The organism is Stutzerimonas tarimensis, assembly GCF_042648805.1.
GTDB classification, from domain to species: Bacteria; Pseudomonadota; Gammaproteobacteria; order Pseudomonadales; family Pseudomonadaceae; genus Azomonas; species Azomonas tarimensis.
Genome location: NZ_JBHRXZ010000024.1, coordinates 186,022 through 201,527, shown reverse-complemented (window position 1 = coordinate 201,527; position 15,506 = coordinate 186,022). Strand labels below are relative to the sequence as shown.

Sequence of the window (15,506 nt, the reverse complement as noted above, 5' to 3'; positions counted from 1 at the left end):
ATCGGCCCCCTGTTAGTTGCTCAAGGAGCTCTCATGCGACTCGCCGTAGCCCTCATGGCATCCCTGGGCCTGGCCTCTTCGGCAGCGGTAGCGGCCGGGAAGTGCGATCGACTGATCGCGACTGGCGCGGAGGAGAATCCGCCGTTCCTCTGGCGCGATCCTGATCAGCCGGACCGGCTGATCGGTGCCAATGCCGATCTGCTGAAACGCCTGGCCGATGCCCTGGAGCTGAAGTTGGTGATGCTGCACACCGGCGACGCCGGTCGTGCTCTGGAGGAGGCTCGCGACGGCCGTGTCGATCTGCTGGTAGATGCAACGCTCCTCAGCGAGCGGCTCGAACAATTCGATTACGTGCATCCGGCAGTTACCGAATTGCAGTTGCATCCCTGGGTCAGGCAGGGCGACACTCGTTATTACGCGGGCCGCGAGCACCTGGCTGGCCGCCGCGGCGTTTGGGTGGGGCAGGAAGCCCTGGGGCAGCAGTTCGAAGCGTTCTCCAAGGCCTACCTCTCGCTTGACCGCGCCACGGATCTGCCGGCTGCGCTGAACGAGCTGGTCGCGGGAAAGGTTGATTACGTGCTGCACGAGCGTTATTCCGGTATCGCTGCCGTGGCATCGGCCGGCCTCATCGATGAAGTCGAAGTGCTGGCACCTCCGGTTCTGGCGCAAGGCATGCATTTGGCGATCTCGCACAATTCGGCCTGCAACGACGCGTGGCTGCGCGGCCAACTGGCGCTGAAGATGACTGAGCTGCGAGCTGGGGGAGTGCCGCAGAAGCTGCTGGCGGAAAACCTCGAGCGCTGGCTGGATCAGCAGCGGGGGACTGACGAGGCCGAGGGCGAGGAAAACCTCTGAACCGGTGGGTAGCACCGGAGTCGTTATTGCAGGCTGCACGATTGGAGTAGCGCCCCCAAGCGGGCCTGAGGGAGCGATCTGTCGCCGATACGCAACGTTGCGTGTCGGCTTCTTTCTTCCAGTTTGCGAGGCATCGAACGTGAACGCTCGGATTGCCCTGATGTTGCTGGCGCTGGCCCTGGCAGCATGTGATGACCGTCAGGTTGAAGTCGAGGTGCCGCCGGTCGAGCCCGAAGCCGAGGTTCCGGCTTCGCCCATCGGTCTGCCTCCACTGGGCGAGACGATGGTCGCTCCGGCGCAGGTGCCCGAGGTGCCGCCAGCGCCTGGAGCACCTGCTGTGGAGCCTGAAGATAAGGTCGTTCTGGCTCCGGATACCACACCAAAGAAGTCACCCGTCGCCAAGCCGGCCGCCCTTGCGGAGGTGGAAACGGCACAGCCTCCGTTGGACCTGAGCCTGCCGGAGCAGTGGGGCGAGCAGTTGGCGATGGGCCAGTCTTCGACTCCCCTCCAGCTGCTGCCGCCGCTGTTCGAGCGGCAAGTCCCGCCTGCGCCCGTCCAGTTTGGTGGGCGGTTGATCGCCGGTGAATTTGACGACGACATCACCGGCGCGGAGATCATGATCGAGTTTCGTCGCTGAGCTCAGCGTTTCGCTTCCTTGGCGTCTTCAGCGTCCAGCCTTGCATTGCGCTCGGCGATTCGCTGCTTCTGTTCTTCCGTCAGGGGAATCTTTCGTGCGGTCGAACGCAGCAGCAGCAGGCTGCCGACGATGGAGCCCAGTACCGCGAACATGATCAACCAGATATACCAGGGCATGATGCACTCCTTCGATACAGCGGCGCGGCGTCTGGATGAGGGTCGCCGCGCCTGGGGGTTTTTGCGACAATGCGCGCCGTTTTCAGCCGAGGTGCCCCATGGCCTGCCAGACCCCGATTGTCGTAGCGCTCGATTTTCCTTCCCGTGATGCCGCATTGGCCATGGCGGGCCAGCTGGACCCCGCGCTGTGCCGCGTGAAGGTAGGCAAGGAGCTGTTCACCCGATGCGGGCCAGCCGTCGTCGAGTCCTTGCATGATAGGGGGTTTGAAGTCTTTCTGGACCTCAAATTCCACGACATTCCCAATACCACGGCCATGGCGGTGAAAGCGGCCGCCGAGCTCGGGGTGTGGATGGTCAATGTGCATTGTTCTGGCGGGTTGCGCATGATGGCGGCGTGCCGTGAGGTACTGGACCAGCGTAGCGGCGAACAGCCCCTGCTGATTGGGGTGACGGTCCTGACCAGCATGGAGCAGAGCGATCTGGCGGACATCGGCCTGGATCTCGACCCGGCCCAGCAGGTGATGCGGCTGGCCGCCCTGGCTGATCGCGCCGGCCTCGATGGCCTGGTGTGTTCGGCACAGGAAGCCAGGGCGATCAAGGCAAGCCTGCCACGGCTGGCGTTGGTGACGCCGGGCATTCGCCCGGCCGGCAGTGTGCAGGATGATCAGCGGCGCATCCTGACGCCCGCCGAAGCCCGTCAGGCGGGAGCCGACTACCTGGTGATCGGGCGGCCTATCACCGGTGCAGTGGATCCTGCCGAGGCGCTGGCCGCACTCGTGGCTGGGCTGGCTGGCTGACTAGCGCGGGCGGCGGCGACAGATCAGCAGGGTCAGCAGGCCGGCGACCAGCGCCCAGACCGCCGAACCGATGTTCCACAGGGTCAGGCCCGATGCGGTGACCAGAAAGGTCACCAGCGCCGCCTCTCGCTCGCTTGGCTCACTCATCGCCTGCGTCAGTCCTGCGCTGATGGAGCCGAGCAAGGCCAGCGCCGCGATGGACAACACCAGCGCCTGGGGGAAGGCTGCGAACAGCGCAGCCAGGGTGGCGCCGAACAGGCCGACGACTCCGCAGAGAAGGCCACACCACATGGCTGCGGTGTAGCGCCGGGCGGGATCCGGATGGGCCTGCGGGCCGCTGCAGATCGCCATGGTGATAGCCGCGAGATGAACTCCATGGCTACCGAAGGGTGCCAGGACTATCGAAGCCAGGCCGGTGACCGTGAGCAACGGCGAGGCGGGCGCCTGATAGCCTTCGGCCCGTAGTACCGCCAGCCCAGGCATGTTCTGTGAGGCAATGGCGACGACAAAGAGCGGCAAGCCGATGCTGATCATCGCGGCCACGGAGAATGCCGGTGTGGTCCAGACCGGTGTGGCCAGTTCGAGACTAACCCCGGAAAAGTCCACCAGGCCCTGGCTGTAGGCCAGCATGGAGCCCAGCGACAGTGCTGCGAGCACCGCGTAGCGCGCCGCCCAGCGCCGGGCCAGCAGATAGGTGATGAACATACCGAATACCAGCAGGGGCTGGATTTCCATTGCCCGGCAGATTTCCAGACCGATGCGAAAGAGGATGCCGGCCAGCAGGGCAGCTGCCAGCGAAGGGGGAATCACTCGCATGATGCGCTCGAAACTGCCTGTGATCCCGCACACCACGATCAGCACCGAAGTCGCGATGAAGGCGCCGATCGCTTCACCATAGGGTACGGTGGGCAGGCTTGAGATCAGCAGTGCCGCGCCGGGGGTCGACCAGGCCACCACGATCGGCGCTCTGTAGCGCAGCGACAAGAGCACACTGCACAGGGCCATGCCGATCGACAGCGACCAGATCCAGGAAGCGATCTGGCCGCTGCTCAACCCGGCACCCTGACCGGCCTGGAACATCAGCACCAGGGAGCTGGTGTAGGCGGTCAGCATGGCAACAAAGCCGGCTATCAGTGTCGAAGGGGAGGAGTCCGCCAGCGGGCGGAGCGTGGCGTGGCTGGTCATGCGGAGTCCTGGATGATCGGCGGGCGCGCTGGTGCAAGGGGCGAAATGCTGTACCTACAGGAGATTTGATGCAACCGGAAAACCCCTACACCACGCCGCGGGCGAAGCTGGTCGACGAGAGCGGCGCTGTACACCGTGCCGCTGGCTGGTCCCCCGGCCGCCTGCGGATGCTGGCGCTGCTGTGCCTGGCCGCGATGATCGGTACGCTCGCGCTGCTCAGCCTGGGGTTGGTGGCGAGCGCCACGGCCGATCTCGTCCTGCAGCGCGCGGCCTTCTGGCTGCGCCTGGTCCTGGTGCTGCTGGAAACTTTCCTGCTGATCCGCTTCAAGGAATTCGTCGAGCGTTGCTTTGCCGCTCGAGGGGTGGGCTGGCCGGTCTGGCTGGTAATCCTGTTCGGTCTTGTCGGCGAAGCGCTGGAATTGCTGATGGCGGACCGGTTGGTGCTGAGCAGCGGCTGGCAGCTGGGCTTTCTCCTCCTGCTCGCTGCCCAGGGCCTCTGCCTCGCCTGGCTGGGGTTACGCCTGCTGGCATTGCGCAAGGGCTATCCGAGCCTGCGCGCCCTGGCCTGGTTGAACATCGTCGGCGGGCTGATGCTGGCCTCGCTGATCCTGCTGCTGCCGGCGCTGTTACCCCTGCTTGGTGCCCAACTGGCCATGGCGCTGGTATTCTTCCGCGCGGCACGCGAGGCAGGTCACCAGAGTTCCGCCTGACCTGGCATCGCCCTTGCTTAATCCCTCCTGCGTGACGCAAGGCGTCAAAAAACATGCGCAGGCCGGAGGTGATATGAGCCAGGGTGTCCAATTCAATCGCTTGATGCTGGAAATGCGCTCCATGCAAATGGAGGCCATGGCTCGTGCCAAGCCTGAAGCGGTAGCCGAGGCGGCGGAGACCCCCAAGTTCTCCGACATGCTGGGTCAGGCCATCGGCAAGGTGCACGAAACCCAGCAGGCGGCCGGCCAGATGGCGACCGCCTTCGAGATGGGCCAGGGCGGTGTCGATCTCACCGAGGTGATGATCGCGTCGCAGAAAGCCAGTATTTCCTTCCAGGCCGCCACCCAGGTTCGCAACAAGCTGGTCCAGGCCTATCAAGACATCATGCAGATGCCGGTTTGAGGTGAGTTTGAGTCATGGCTGATGCAGCGACCCCGAATGTCCCCGTCCCGACCACCGCGAATTCGAACGAGCCGAAGAAGCCCCTGCTGGGCCTGTCGTTTCTGGAAAATCTCTCCGACATGCCCATGCTGCGCCAGATTGGCCTGCTGGTCGGCCTGGCGGCGAGCGTGGCGATCGGCTTTGCCGTGGTGCTCTGGTCGCAGCAGCCCGATTATCGTCCCTTGCTGCCGAGCCTCACCGGGATGGACGCCAAGCAGGTCATGGACAACCTGTCGGCAGCCAACATCCGCTACACCGTCGAGCCCAATTCGGGCGCCTTGCTGGTCAAGGCCGACGATCTCGGGCGTGCCCGGCTCGCGCTGGCCAGCGCCGGCATCGCGCCGAGCGACAATAACGTCGGCTTCGAGATCCTCGATCGCGAGCAGGGTCTGGGCACCAGTCAGTTCATGGAGGCGGCCCGCTATCGCCGCGGTCTCGAAGGCGAGCTCGCACGCACCATCGCGAGCTTGAACAACGTCAAGGGTGTGCGGGTTCACCTGGCGATCCCCAAGAGTTCGGTATTCGTTCGCGACGAGCGCAAGCCCACCGCCTCCGTGCTGGTGGAGATGTACGCCGGCCGTACCCTGGAGCCAAGCCAGGTGATGGCGATCGTCAATCTGGTGGCGACGAGCGTGCCGGAGCTGTCCAAGGAGCAGGTCACGGTCGTGGACCAGAAGGGCAACCTGCTGTCGGACCAGCAGCAGCTTTCCGAACTGACCATGGCTGGCAAGCAGTTCGATCATTCTCGCCGCCTGGAAAGCCTTTACACCCAGCGCGTTCACAACATCCTCCTGCCCGCGCTGGGCAACGGCCGCTACAAGGCCGAAGTCTCTGCTGACGTCGACTTCAGCGCCGTGGAGTCCACTTCGGAAACCTTCAACCCCGACCAGCCCGCGCTGCGGAGCGAACAGAGCCTCAACGAGCAGCGCCAGAGCAGCCAGGGGCCGCAGGGGATCCCGGGTGCCCTGGCCAATCAGCCGCCCGGTGCCGCCGCCGCGCCGGAGCAGACCGGGGGGCAGGCCGCCGCGGGCGCGGTTGCGCCGGGGCAGCCACTGGTGGATATCAACGGTCAGCAGATCATCGACCCGGCGACCGGCCAGCCGATGTTGGCGCCGTTTCCTTCCGACCGGCGCGAACAGGCGACCCGCAACTACGAGCTGGATCGTTCCATCAGTCATACCCGTCAGCAACAGGGTCGGCTGCGTCGCCTGTCGGTGGCGGTGGTCGTGGATGACCAGGTGCGCATCAACGCCGCTGGTGAAGCCGTGCGAACCCCTTGGAACGCCGAGGAACTGGCGCGCTTCACTCGCCTGGTACAGGATGCGGTAGGCTTCGATGCCAGCCGCGGCGACAGCGTGAGCGTGATCAATACGCCGTTCATGGCGGACAATTTCGAAGAGTTCGGGGAAATTCCTTTCTATTCGCAGCCCTGGTTCTGGGACATCGTCAAGCAGGTGCTCGGCGTGCTGTTCATTCTGGTGCTGGTGTTCGGCGTGCTGCGGCCGGTGTTGAAGAACCTCACCTCGACGGCCGCCCCTGGCAATAACGTGGCGGCCGACGGCAATGGCGACGTCGATCTGGGCGATATGGGCGGTGGCCTGGATGGCGGCCTGCGCAACGATCGGGTGAGCCTGAGCGGGCCGCAGAACATCATGCTGCCGAGCCCGAGCGAGGGTTATGACGCGCAGTTGAATGCGATCAAGAGCCTGGTGGCAGAAGACCCAGGCCGTGTCGCCCAGGTAGTCAAAGAGTGGATCAATGCTGATGAATGACAGACTGCCCGCCAAACTGAACAAGGTCGACAAGGCGGCGATTCTCCTGCTATCGCTCGGTGAAACCGATGCGGCGCAAGTGCTTCGGCACCTCGGGCCCAAGGAGGTGCAGAAGGTCGGCACCGCCATGGCACAGATGCGTAACGTGCACCGGGAGCAGGTAGAGAGAGTGATGAGCGAGTTCGTCGAGATCGTCGGCGACCAGACCAGCCTGGGCGTAGGTTCGGATGGCTACATCCGCAAGATGCTCACCCAGGCGCTGGGTGAGGACAAGGCCGGCAGCCTGATCGATCGGATCCTTCTGGGCGGCAACACCAGCGGTCTGGACAGCCTCAAGTGGATGGAGCCGCGAGCGGTCGCTGACGTGATCCGTTACGAGCACCCGCAGATTCAGGCCATCGTGGTGGCCTATCTCGATCCTGATCAGGCCGGCGAAGTGCTGGCGCATTTCGACCACAAGGTGCGACTCGACATCATCTTGCGGGTGTCGTCCCTGAACACTGTGCAACCGGCGGCGCTCAAGGAACTCAACCTGATCCTGGAAAAGCAGTTCTCGGGCAATTCCAATACCAGCCGGACCACGCTCGGCGGGGTCAAGCGCGCGGCCGACATCATGAACTACCTCGACAGCTCGGTCGAAGGGGCGCTGATGGATTCCATACGCGAGGTGGATACCGACCTGTCCAGCCAGATCGAGGACCTCATGTTTGTCTTCGACAACCTGATCGACGTCGACGACCGTGGCATCCAGTCGCTGCTGCGCGAGGTCTCCTCGGACGTGCTGGTGCTGGCGCTGAAAGGGGCTGACGACGGCATCAAGGACAAGATCTTCAAGAATATGTCCAAGCGTGCCGCCGAGTTGCTGCGCGACGACCTCGAATCCAAGGGCCCGGTGCGCGTCAGCGACGTCGAGAATGCCCAGAAGGAAATCCTCACCATTGCTCGTCGCATGGCCGAGTCCGGGGAAATCGCCCTTGGCTCCAAGGGCGGCGACGAGATGATCTGAGCCGATGAGCGACAACGACAATCCCGGCGACCTGATCCGCGGGCTGGCCATCTTCGACCGCTGGGCATTGCCCAGCTTCGACGCGCCCGCAGAGCCGGTCACCCCGAGCGAGCCGGTGCCGGTCGAAGAGGAACAGCCCCAGATCGAAGAAGTCGAGATCGAGCACGTCAAGCCTTTGACACTCGAAGAGCTCGAGGCCATCCGTGAGGAGGCTTACAACGAAGGCTTCGCCACCGGCGAGCGCGACGGCTTTCATGCGGGCCAGCTGAAGGCCCGACAGGAAGCCGAGGCGGCCCTCACGCCGAAGCTGAAAAGTCTCGAGCGGCTGATGGGCCAGTTGCTCGAGCCCATCGCCGAGCAGGACCGTAACCTCGAGCACTCGATGATCACGCTGCTCAGCCATCTGGCACGGGAGGTGATCCGGCGCGACCTGCTGATCGACTCGAGCCAGATCACATCGGTGCTGCGCGAGGCGCTCAAGCTTTTACCAATGGGGGCAGAGAACATCCGCATCCACGTCAATCCTCAGGATTTCGAATTGGCCCGGGCGCTGCGCGAGCGCCACGAAGAGCGCTGGCGGATCCTCGAAGACGAAAGCCTGTCGCCCGGCGGTTGCCGCGTGGAAACCGAACATAGCCGCATCGATGCCAGCGTCGAGACCCGCCTGGCGCAGGCCATCGAGCAACTGTTCGAGCATCAGCGGGAAAACGCGACCAATCCGCCGGCGGCGGATCTGCACATCGACCTGGACGCCGATCATGCGTCTTGAGCGGATCAGCTTCGCCCATCGTCTGGAGGGCTATTGCGAAGCCGTGGCGCTGCCTGCCAAGCCGATCCTCGAAGGCCGTCTGCTGCGCATGGTCGGGCTCACGCTGGAAGCCGAAGGGCTGCGCGCCGCGGTCGGCAGCCGCTGCCTGGTGATCAACGACGATAGCTATCACCCCACCCAGGTGGAGGCGGAAGTCATGGGTTTTTCCGCCGGCAAGCTGTACCTGATGCCGGTCGGCAGCCTGAGCGGTATTGCGCCGGGCGCCCGGGTGGTGCCGCTGCCCAATACCGGCCGGCTGCCCATGGGCACCTCGATGCTCGGCCGCGTGCTGGATGGCGCCGGCCGTGCCCTGGACGGCAAGGGCGGGATGAAGGCCGAGGACTGGGTACCGATGGACGGGCCGGTGATCAACCCGCTCAAGCGTCATCCAATCAGCGTTCCACTGGACGTGGGCATCCGCTCCATCAACGGCCTGCTCACGGTTGGCCGCGGTCAGCGTCTGGGCCTTTTCGCCGGTACCGGTGTCGGTAAATCGGTACTGCTGGGGATGATGACGCGCTTCACCGAGGCGGACATCATCGTGGTCGGCCTGATCGGTGAACGGGGCCGCGAGGTGAAGGAGTTCATCGAGCATATCCTCGGCGAGGAGAGCATCAAGCGCTCGGTGGTGGTGGCCTCGCCTGCCGACGACGCGCCGCTGATGCGCCTGCGTGCAGCCCAGTACTGCACCCGGATCGCCGAATACTTCCGCGACAAGGGCAAGAACGTGCTGTTGCTGATGGACTCGCTGACACGCTATGCCCAGGCGCAGCGTGAGATTGCCCTGGCCATCGGCGAGCCACCAGCCACCAAGGGTTACCCGCCTTCGGTATTCGCCAAGCTGCCGAGCCTGGTGGAGCGGGCCGGCAATGCCGAGGCGGGTGGCGGCTCGATCACCGCCTTCTACACTGTCCTCAGCGAAGGCGACGATCAGCAGGATCCCATCGCTGATGCCGCCCGGGGCGTGCTCGACGGACACTTCGTACTGTCGCGGCGGCTGGCGGAAGAGGGGCATTATCCGGCTATCGACATAGAGGCCTCGATCAGTCGGGTCATGCCTCAGGTGGTCAGTGCCGAGCACTTGCGCAACGCCCAGCGTTTCAAGCAGCTCTGGTCACGCTATCAGCAGAGCCGCGATCTGATCAGCGTCGGTGCCTACGTGCCCGGCGGCGATCCGGAAACCGACCTGGCCATTGCCCGTCAGGCGGAGATGGGCGGCTTCCTGCGGCAGGGGCTCAACGAGAGCGAAGGCCTGGCACAAAGTGCCAGCCGTCTGTCTTCACTGCTTAACGCACGGTAGGAGTAGACGGCATGCCGAGCAAGGCCGAGCGGTTGGCACCGGTGATCGACATGGCCGAACGCGCGGAGCGGGAGTCGGCCAAGCGGCTGGGACAGGGACAAACGCTTCTGACCCAGGCGCAGGAAAAACTCGCCGATCTGGACCGTTACTACAGTGACTATCAGCAGCAATGGATGACCGAAGGCTCCCAGGGCGTCTCAGGGCAGTGGCTGATGAACTACCAGCGATTTCTCAGCCAGCTTGAAACAGCAATTGGTCAGCAGCAGCGAAATGTCGCGTGGCATCGAGACAACCTGGCCAAGCTGCGCCAGGACTGGCAGCAGCGTCATGCCCGGCTGGAAGGGTTGCGCAAGCTGGTGGAGCGGCACCTGCAGGAGGCGCGGGTGGCGGCGGACAAGCGGGAGCAGAAGATGCTCGACGAATTCTGCCAGCGACTGGCGGGGCGGTCCCGGCCGCATTGAGGTTGCCCGCCGCTGCATGTGATGCTATTTAACGCCGCCTGAAAAGAATTCCATCGCTTCGGATTGGCCCTGTCCGCAGGCAGCGGTTGCCAGGGTCATTCAGGTGAGCCGCCTCGCCGCCGATACAGGAGTGTTCATGAGCATCACATCGCAGCCTTCGGCTGATGGTCAGGAGTTGACCATCGCCATTCAGGGCCGCTTCGATTACAGCACCCATCAGCTTTTTCGCGACGCTTATCTCGGTGCCGATGTCCGCCCACAGCGTTACGTGGTGAATTTCCAGGGCGTCACTTACATGGACAGCTCGGCCCTCGGCATGCTGCTGCTCTTGCGCGACTATGCTGGAGGCGACTCGGCCAGTATCCGCCTGCTCAACCCCGGCGCGGACGTGCGCAAGATTCTCATGGTGTCCAATTTCGACCAGTTGTTCGAGATCATCTGATGACGACGACACGGCTGTCGATCCTCGTCGCCGATGACAACCCCACGGATCGCCTGATCCTCTGCACGCTGCTCAGCCGCCAGGGCCACGAGCCGCTGCCGGTTTCCAATGGTGAGGAAGCGGTAGAGGTGTTTCGCCAGAAGCGACCGCAACTGGTGCTGATGGATGTGCTGATGCCGGTCATGGATGGTTTCGATGCATCCCGGCGGATCAAGTCCATCGCCGGGGACGAGCTGGTTCCCCTGATCTTTCTGACGTCGTTGGCGGAAAGCGAGGCGCTGGTCAGCTGCCTGGAGGCCGGCGGTGATGATTTTCTGCCAAAGCCCTACAGCCCGATCATCCTCGAAGCCAAGATCCTGGCGATGAACCGTTTGCGCCTGCTGCAAGCGATGGTACTGGAGCAGCGTGACCTGATCGCCAGGCAGCACCGGCAATTGCTCCACGAACAACGCCTGGCCAAGACCATCTTCGACAAGGTCGCGCATACGGGCTGCCTCGATTCGCCCAATATTCGCTACCTGCAATCGCCCCTGGCGCTGTTCAACGGCGACCTGCTGCTCGCCGCGCAATCGCCTGCCGGACACCTGTTCGTGCTGCTGGGCGATTTCACCGGTCACGGCTTGCCCGCGGCGATCGGGGCCATGCCTCTGGCCGAGTCGTTCTACCGCATGGCCGCCAAGGGCTATTCCGGCTCCGACATCATTCACGAACTCAATGCCAAGCTGGTGCGCATCCTGCCGGTGGAAGTATTCTGCTGCGCAATGCTGCTCGACATCGATATGCCGCAGGGGCTGCTCCGTGTCTGGAACGGCGGACTGCCGGACGGTTACCTGTTGCGCGAGGATGGCACTCGGATCGCGCTGAGTTCACGGCATCTTCCACTCGGCGTGCTGGACCCTGGGCGCTTCGTCGAGCGCTTGCAGACGGTCTCGTTGCAGGCGGGTGATCGTCTGCTGATGTTGTCAGATGGCATGCTGGAAAGTCGTAACGTCTCTGGCGAACTGTTTGGCGAGGCGCGCTTGCTGGCGGTGCTGGAGGCCAACCGCGACCGCTCGGCACTGTTCGAAGAGATTCAGCATGCGCTGGCCGCGTTTCGCGGCGAGCATCAGGATGATCTAAGCCTGGTGGAGATCTGCCCTGGCGAGGCGATGAGCTGGACACCGCTCAGTTTTCCGGGCTTGTCCTCGGTCAGCGCAGGTCCGCTGGACTGGTCCACTGAACTGCAGTTGCGCGGCGAGACGCTGCGCAACTTCAATCCCCTGCCACTGATCCTGCAGCTTCTGCTGCAGGTGCGCGAGCTCAGACCGCGGGCGGGAGCGGTCTACACCGTTCTGGCCGAGCTCTATGCCAATGCCCTGGAGCATGGGGTACTTGGCCTGGATTCGCGCCTGAAACGTGACAGTGAGGGTTTCGCCCGCTATTACGAACTGCGAGAGCAGCGTCTGCGCACGCTCGATCAGGGCGAGGTGCGCATCGCGCTGGATTTCACCCCGGCTGCGAGTGGCGGACGATTGCGCGTCCGCCTTTCCGATAGCGGCCCCGGTTTTGACGTGCGCAAGGCTCTGGCCAGTCCGTGCGAGCCAGTCGCGCTGAGCGGACGCGGTCTGCGGCTGGTGACTGAACTCAGCGATGGAATCGAATGGGAAGCGGACGGCAGTGCCCTGAGTGCTGTCTTCAACTGGACTTCCCCAACATGAGCAGCAAGCTGTACAAGGAGCGATCAGTTGCCTGACCTTCATCTGGACCAGAGCACTCTGCGGGCACTGAGGGAGATCATGCTGGAAGGATTTCCGCTGCTCCTGAAAACCTATCTCGACGACTCCGAAACACGCCTTCTGGCCCTGCGTCAGGCCAGCGCGAGCGGCGAAGCCGAGGCGCTTCGCCGTACAGCCCACAGCCTCAAGGGCAGCAGCAGCAACCTGGGCGCCGTACGGCTGGTCCACCTTTGCCAGCTGTTGGAAGACCTGGGCCGGAGCGGGCAACTAGCGGCAGCGGCGGAACTCGTCGCCCGTGTCGAAGAGGAATTCGCTGTGGTCCGGCGCCTGCTATTGGCCCATGACTGACCCTTGGCTCGGCCTGGCGCAAACCTTGCTTCGTCACGGCTGAATCCCCTGACGTGACTGCTGCCATGGCCCTTCTTCCACACGTGCTGCTTCCGACGCCTGCCGAACCCCGTAACCTGCCTCCTGCCAAGGGGGCCGAGGCCAGGCGCGACGAGCCTTCCAGCTTCTCCAGGGTTTATGACCGGGAGCGCCAGGCCAGACCCACCGAGGGCGCCAGCAGGGCGCCGGAGCGGACCCCGGAGATCCAGTCAGGCGAGCGGTCGTCCGCGGCAGGGGCGACCCGGCGAGATCCCGAGCGGCCAGCCGAAGCCGTCGACGCAGCGTCAGGCGCCATGGAACCGTCACCGACGGGGGCAGAAGGTGCCGCGTTCGTGCTCACGGGCGTCACCGATACGACACCTGTAGGATGGTCGGCGTCGGGAGGCGGCGAGAACGCTGAGGACGGAGACCCTTCGGGCGCTGGCGAACCGCTGTTCATCTGGTCCCTGATGACACCTGTCGTGCAGGCGCCTGCCGGATCCGAGGCAGCGCCAGAGCTTCTGCTGACTGACCCCTGCCTACGCGAGGCTGGCAAGGGGGTCGCTGAGCCCTTTACGGCGCTTGACGGCGAGGCCGAGGTGCTCGGCGCCGCCCTGGCGGCGCTGGCAGGCGAGGCTACCGAGGCTGGGTCCGAAGCGGGCGAGACCGAGCTCGAACTCTTGGCTCCAAGCCCGAGAGACGCGGCCCCGGGCCGCCCGGTCCCATCGCTGATGCCCGCGCCGACTCCCGTCACGCCTACCGAGCGGCTGCCGGGCGCGCCGCTTGGCCCGCAGCAGGCGGGTTTCAGTGAAGCCGTCGTAGAGCGGGTCATGTGGATGTCGAGCCAGAACCTGAAGTCGGCAGAGATCCAGCTCGATCCGGCTGAACTCGGACGGATGGAAGTGCGTATCGAGATCAGCAAGGACCAGGCCCAGGTCACCTTTCTCAGCCCGCACGCCCATGTTCGTGATGCGCTGGAAGCGCAGATGCATCGCTTGCGCGAGCTTTTCGCCCAGCAGGGCCTCAGCCTTGCGGACGCCAGCGTCTCGGACCACTCGGCCTCGCAGGGGGGGCAGGGCCACGGCAGCGGCTCGAGATCTGCAGCAGAGGATGATAGCGAGGACCTGGCGACGGGCGTGATCGAGCTGGCCGCCGATCGCTCGGACGGGGCCCGCGGGCTGGTGGATTACTACGCCTGAAGCAGATTTCTGCGGTTGCCTTCTGTCGGCCCGTTTACGAGGGTCGCCTGCTACCTGATACTCCTGGCCCGCGTGTTGCTACCCCTGTGTTGAACCCGGGTCAAACCCAAGAAGATGACGGATTACTGGCATGGCAAAGAAACCCAAGGCGGCAAAAGCGCCTGGTGACGGCAACGGCGGCGGCAAGCTCAAACTCATCATCCTCGGGGTCGTGGCGCTGTTGCTGGTAGCCGGCATTTCCGTGGCGGTCACCTGGTTCCTGCTGAGCAAGGACAGTGATGCCGAACCGGATCAGGCCGCTGCACCAGTCGCCCAGCCAGCCATCTATGAGGCGCTGGCACCGGCCTTCGTCATCAACTACCGGCACGACAATCGCCCGCGCTACATGCAGGTCAGCGTTGCGCTGATGTCCCGGGACCAGAAATCGCTCGATGCACTGAAGACCCACATGCCGCTGTTGCGCAACCGCCTGGTCATGCTGTTTTCCAGCCAGGACTTCGCCCAGCTGATGACGCCGGTGGGGAAGGAGATGTTGCGTCAGCAGGCAACGGCCAGCGTGCAGGAACTGGCCCAGCAGGAGACTGGCCAGTTGGCCATCGAGCAAGTGCTTTTCACCAACTTCGTATTGCAATAAGGGCTGCCAAAGATGGCCGTACAAGACCTGCTTTCCCAGGACGAGATCGATGCGCTTCTGCACGGCGTCGACGACGGGTTGGTGGATACCGATGGCGATGTCGAGCCGGGCGGCGTCAAGAGCTATGACCTGACCACCCAGGAGCGCATCGTCCGCGGCCGCATGCCGACCCTGGAGATGATCAACGAGCGCTTCGCCCGGTACACCCGCATCAGCATGTTCAACCTGCTCAGGCGCAGCGCCGATGTGGCAGTCGGTGGGGTGCAGGTGATGAAGTTCGGTGAGTACGTGCATTCGCTGTACGTCCCCACCAGCCTCAATCTGGTGAAGGTGAAGCCGCTGCGCGGCACCGCCTTGTTCATCCTCGACGCCAAGCTGGTGTTCAAGCTGGTGGACAACTTCTTTGGCGGCGATGGCCGTCACGCCAAGATCGAAGGGCGCGAGTTCACGCCTACCGAACTGCGCGTGGTGCGCATGGTGCTGGACCAGATGTTCGTCGACCTCAAGGAGGCCTGGCAGGCACTGCTCAACGTCGAGTTCGAGTACCTCAACTCCGAGGTCAACCCGGCGCTGGCGAATATCGTCGGCCCGAGCGAGGTGGTGGTGGTGTCGACCTTCCACGTCGAACTGGACGGCGGCGGTGGCGACATGCACGTCACCTTCCCCTATTCGATGATCGAGCCGATCCGGGAAATGCTCGATGCCGGTTTCCAGTCGGACCTGGACGATCAGGACGAGCGCTGGAGCAAGGCGCTGCGCGAGGACATTCTCGACGTCAAGGTGCCGCTGGCCGCGACCCTGGTACGCCGCCAGTTGAAGCTGCGCGACATCCTGAACATGCAGCCCGGCGACGTCATCCCCGTGGAGATGCCGGAAGACATCATCATGCGTGCCAGTGGCATGCCGGCGTTCAAGGTGAAGCTGGGCGCCCACAAGGGCAACCTGGCGCTCCAGGTGATCGCCCCCATCGAAGTCATGCGTTGAGCCGTGCCCCAGGCGCG

18 protein-coding genes are annotated in these 15,506 nt (G+C 64.2%); 16 read left to right on the top strand and 2 right to left on the bottom strand.

Annotated features, from left to right (window positions below):
• Nucleotides 1-33: 33 nt before the first annotated feature.
• Complete coding sequence (locus ACFOMF_RS14790; RefSeq protein WP_386366235.1) at nucleotides 34-855, top strand: substrate-binding periplasmic protein; 822 nt, start codon at nucleotides 34-36, stop codon at nucleotides 853-855.
• 139 nt (nucleotides 856-994) lie between these two features.
• On the top strand, nucleotides 995-1,492 hold the full coding sequence (locus ACFOMF_RS14785; RefSeq protein ID WP_386366233.1) for a hypothetical protein: 498 nt from the start codon (nucleotides 995-997) through the stop codon (nucleotides 1,490-1,492).
• Nucleotides 1,493-1,494: 2 nt separating this feature from the next.
• On the opposite strand, the gene ACFOMF_RS14780 is transcribed toward ACFOMF_RS14785, so the two are convergent.
• Nucleotides 1,495-1,668: a DUF2897 family protein gene (locus ACFOMF_RS14780; RefSeq protein WP_386366231.1), complete on the bottom strand. Its 174-nt coding sequence runs from the start codon at nucleotides 1,666-1,668 to the stop codon at nucleotides 1,495-1,497.
• Nucleotides 1,669-1,766: 98 nt separating this feature from the next.
• Between ACFOMF_RS14780 and pyrF the strand changes: the two genes are divergently transcribed.
• On the top strand, nucleotides 1,767-2,465 hold the full coding sequence (gene pyrF / locus ACFOMF_RS14775) for an orotidine-5'-phosphate decarboxylase (protein WP_386366229.1): 699 nt from the start codon (nucleotides 1,767-1,769) through the stop codon (nucleotides 2,463-2,465).
• Here the strand turns inward: pyrF and ACFOMF_RS14770 are convergent, their stop codons facing one another.
• Entirely contained in the window at nucleotides 2,466-3,650 is a 1,185-nt protein-coding gene (locus tag ACFOMF_RS14770; RefSeq protein ID WP_386366227.1) for a benzoate/H(+) symporter BenE family transporter, read from the bottom strand.
• Nucleotides 3,651-3,718: 68 nt separating this feature from the next.
• Between ACFOMF_RS14770 and ACFOMF_RS14765 the strand changes: the two genes are divergently transcribed.
• The 13 genes from ACFOMF_RS14765 to fliM all read left to right on the top strand — a co-directional run bounded on the left by ACFOMF_RS14765 (nucleotide 3,719) and on the right by fliM (nucleotide 15,489).
• A complete protein-coding gene (locus ACFOMF_RS14765; protein ID WP_386366224.1) occupies nucleotides 3,719-4,360 on the top strand; it encodes a hypothetical protein in 642 nt (213 codons plus the stop codon).
• A gap of 73 nt (nucleotides 4,361-4,433) precedes the next feature.
• Entirely contained in the window at nucleotides 4,434-4,763 is a 330-nt protein-coding gene (gene fliE / locus ACFOMF_RS14760; RefSeq protein ID WP_386366222.1) for a flagellar hook-basal body complex protein FliE, read from the top strand.
• Between the two features lie 14 nt (nucleotides 4,764-4,777).
• Nucleotides 4,778-6,574, top strand: a complete 1,797-nt coding sequence (gene fliF / locus ACFOMF_RS14755; RefSeq protein ID WP_386366220.1) for a flagellar basal-body MS-ring/collar protein FliF — start codon at nucleotides 4,778-4,780, stop codon at nucleotides 6,572-6,574.
• Nucleotides 6,567-7,580, top strand: coding sequence for a flagellar motor switch protein FliG (gene fliG / locus ACFOMF_RS14750; protein WP_386366218.1), 1,014 nt, complete (start codon nucleotides 6,567-6,569; stop codon nucleotides 7,578-7,580). Before fliF ends, fliG begins: the two co-directional genes overlap by 8 nt.
• A gap of 4 nt (nucleotides 7,581-7,584) precedes the next feature.
• Nucleotides 7,585-8,349, top strand: a complete 765-nt coding sequence (fliH, locus tag ACFOMF_RS14745; RefSeq protein WP_386366215.1) for a flagellar assembly protein FliH — start codon at nucleotides 7,585-7,587, stop codon at nucleotides 8,347-8,349.
• Nucleotides 8,339-9,688, top strand: coding sequence for a flagellar protein export ATPase FliI (fliI, locus tag ACFOMF_RS14740; protein ID WP_386366213.1), 1,350 nt, complete (start codon nucleotides 8,339-8,341; stop codon nucleotides 9,686-9,688). The genes fliH and fliI overlap by 11 nt, the downstream gene beginning before the upstream one ends.
• 11 nt (nucleotides 9,689-9,699) lie before the next feature.
• Nucleotides 9,700-10,149: a flagellar export protein FliJ gene (gene fliJ, locus ACFOMF_RS14735; RefSeq protein WP_386366211.1), complete on the top strand. Its 450-nt coding sequence runs from the start codon at nucleotides 9,700-9,702 to the stop codon at nucleotides 10,147-10,149.
• A 136-nt stretch (nucleotides 10,150-10,285) separates the two neighbouring features.
• Complete coding sequence (locus tag ACFOMF_RS14730; protein ID WP_386366209.1) at nucleotides 10,286-10,591, top strand: STAS domain-containing protein; 306 nt, start codon at nucleotides 10,286-10,288, stop codon at nucleotides 10,589-10,591.
• Entirely contained in the window at nucleotides 10,591-12,288 is a 1,698-nt protein-coding gene (locus tag ACFOMF_RS14725; protein WP_386366207.1) for a SpoIIE family protein phosphatase, read from the top strand. Before ACFOMF_RS14730 ends, ACFOMF_RS14725 begins: the two co-directional genes overlap by 1 nt.
• Before the next feature lie 27 nt (nucleotides 12,289-12,315).
• On the top strand, nucleotides 12,316-12,654 hold the full coding sequence (locus tag ACFOMF_RS14720) for an Hpt domain-containing protein (protein ID WP_386366205.1): 339 nt from the start codon (nucleotides 12,316-12,318) through the stop codon (nucleotides 12,652-12,654).
• Between the two features lie 65 nt (nucleotides 12,655-12,719).
• Nucleotides 12,720-13,871 carry a flagellar hook-length control protein FliK gene (locus ACFOMF_RS14715; RefSeq protein ID WP_386366203.1) on the top strand — a complete coding sequence of 384 codons (1,152 nt, stop codon included), beginning with the start codon at nucleotides 12,720-12,722 and terminating at the stop codon, nucleotides 13,869-13,871.
• Nucleotides 13,872-14,001: 130 nt separating this feature from the next.
• Nucleotides 14,002-14,505, top strand: coding sequence for a flagellar basal body-associated protein FliL (gene fliL / locus ACFOMF_RS14710; protein WP_386366201.1), 504 nt, complete (start codon nucleotides 14,002-14,004; stop codon nucleotides 14,503-14,505).
• Nucleotides 14,506-14,517: 12 nt separating this feature from the next.
• On the top strand, nucleotides 14,518-15,489 hold the full coding sequence (gene fliM / locus ACFOMF_RS14705) for a flagellar motor switch protein FliM (RefSeq protein WP_386366199.1): 972 nt from the start codon (nucleotides 14,518-14,520) through the stop codon (nucleotides 15,487-15,489).
• Nucleotides 15,490-15,506 lie beyond the last annotated feature (17 nt).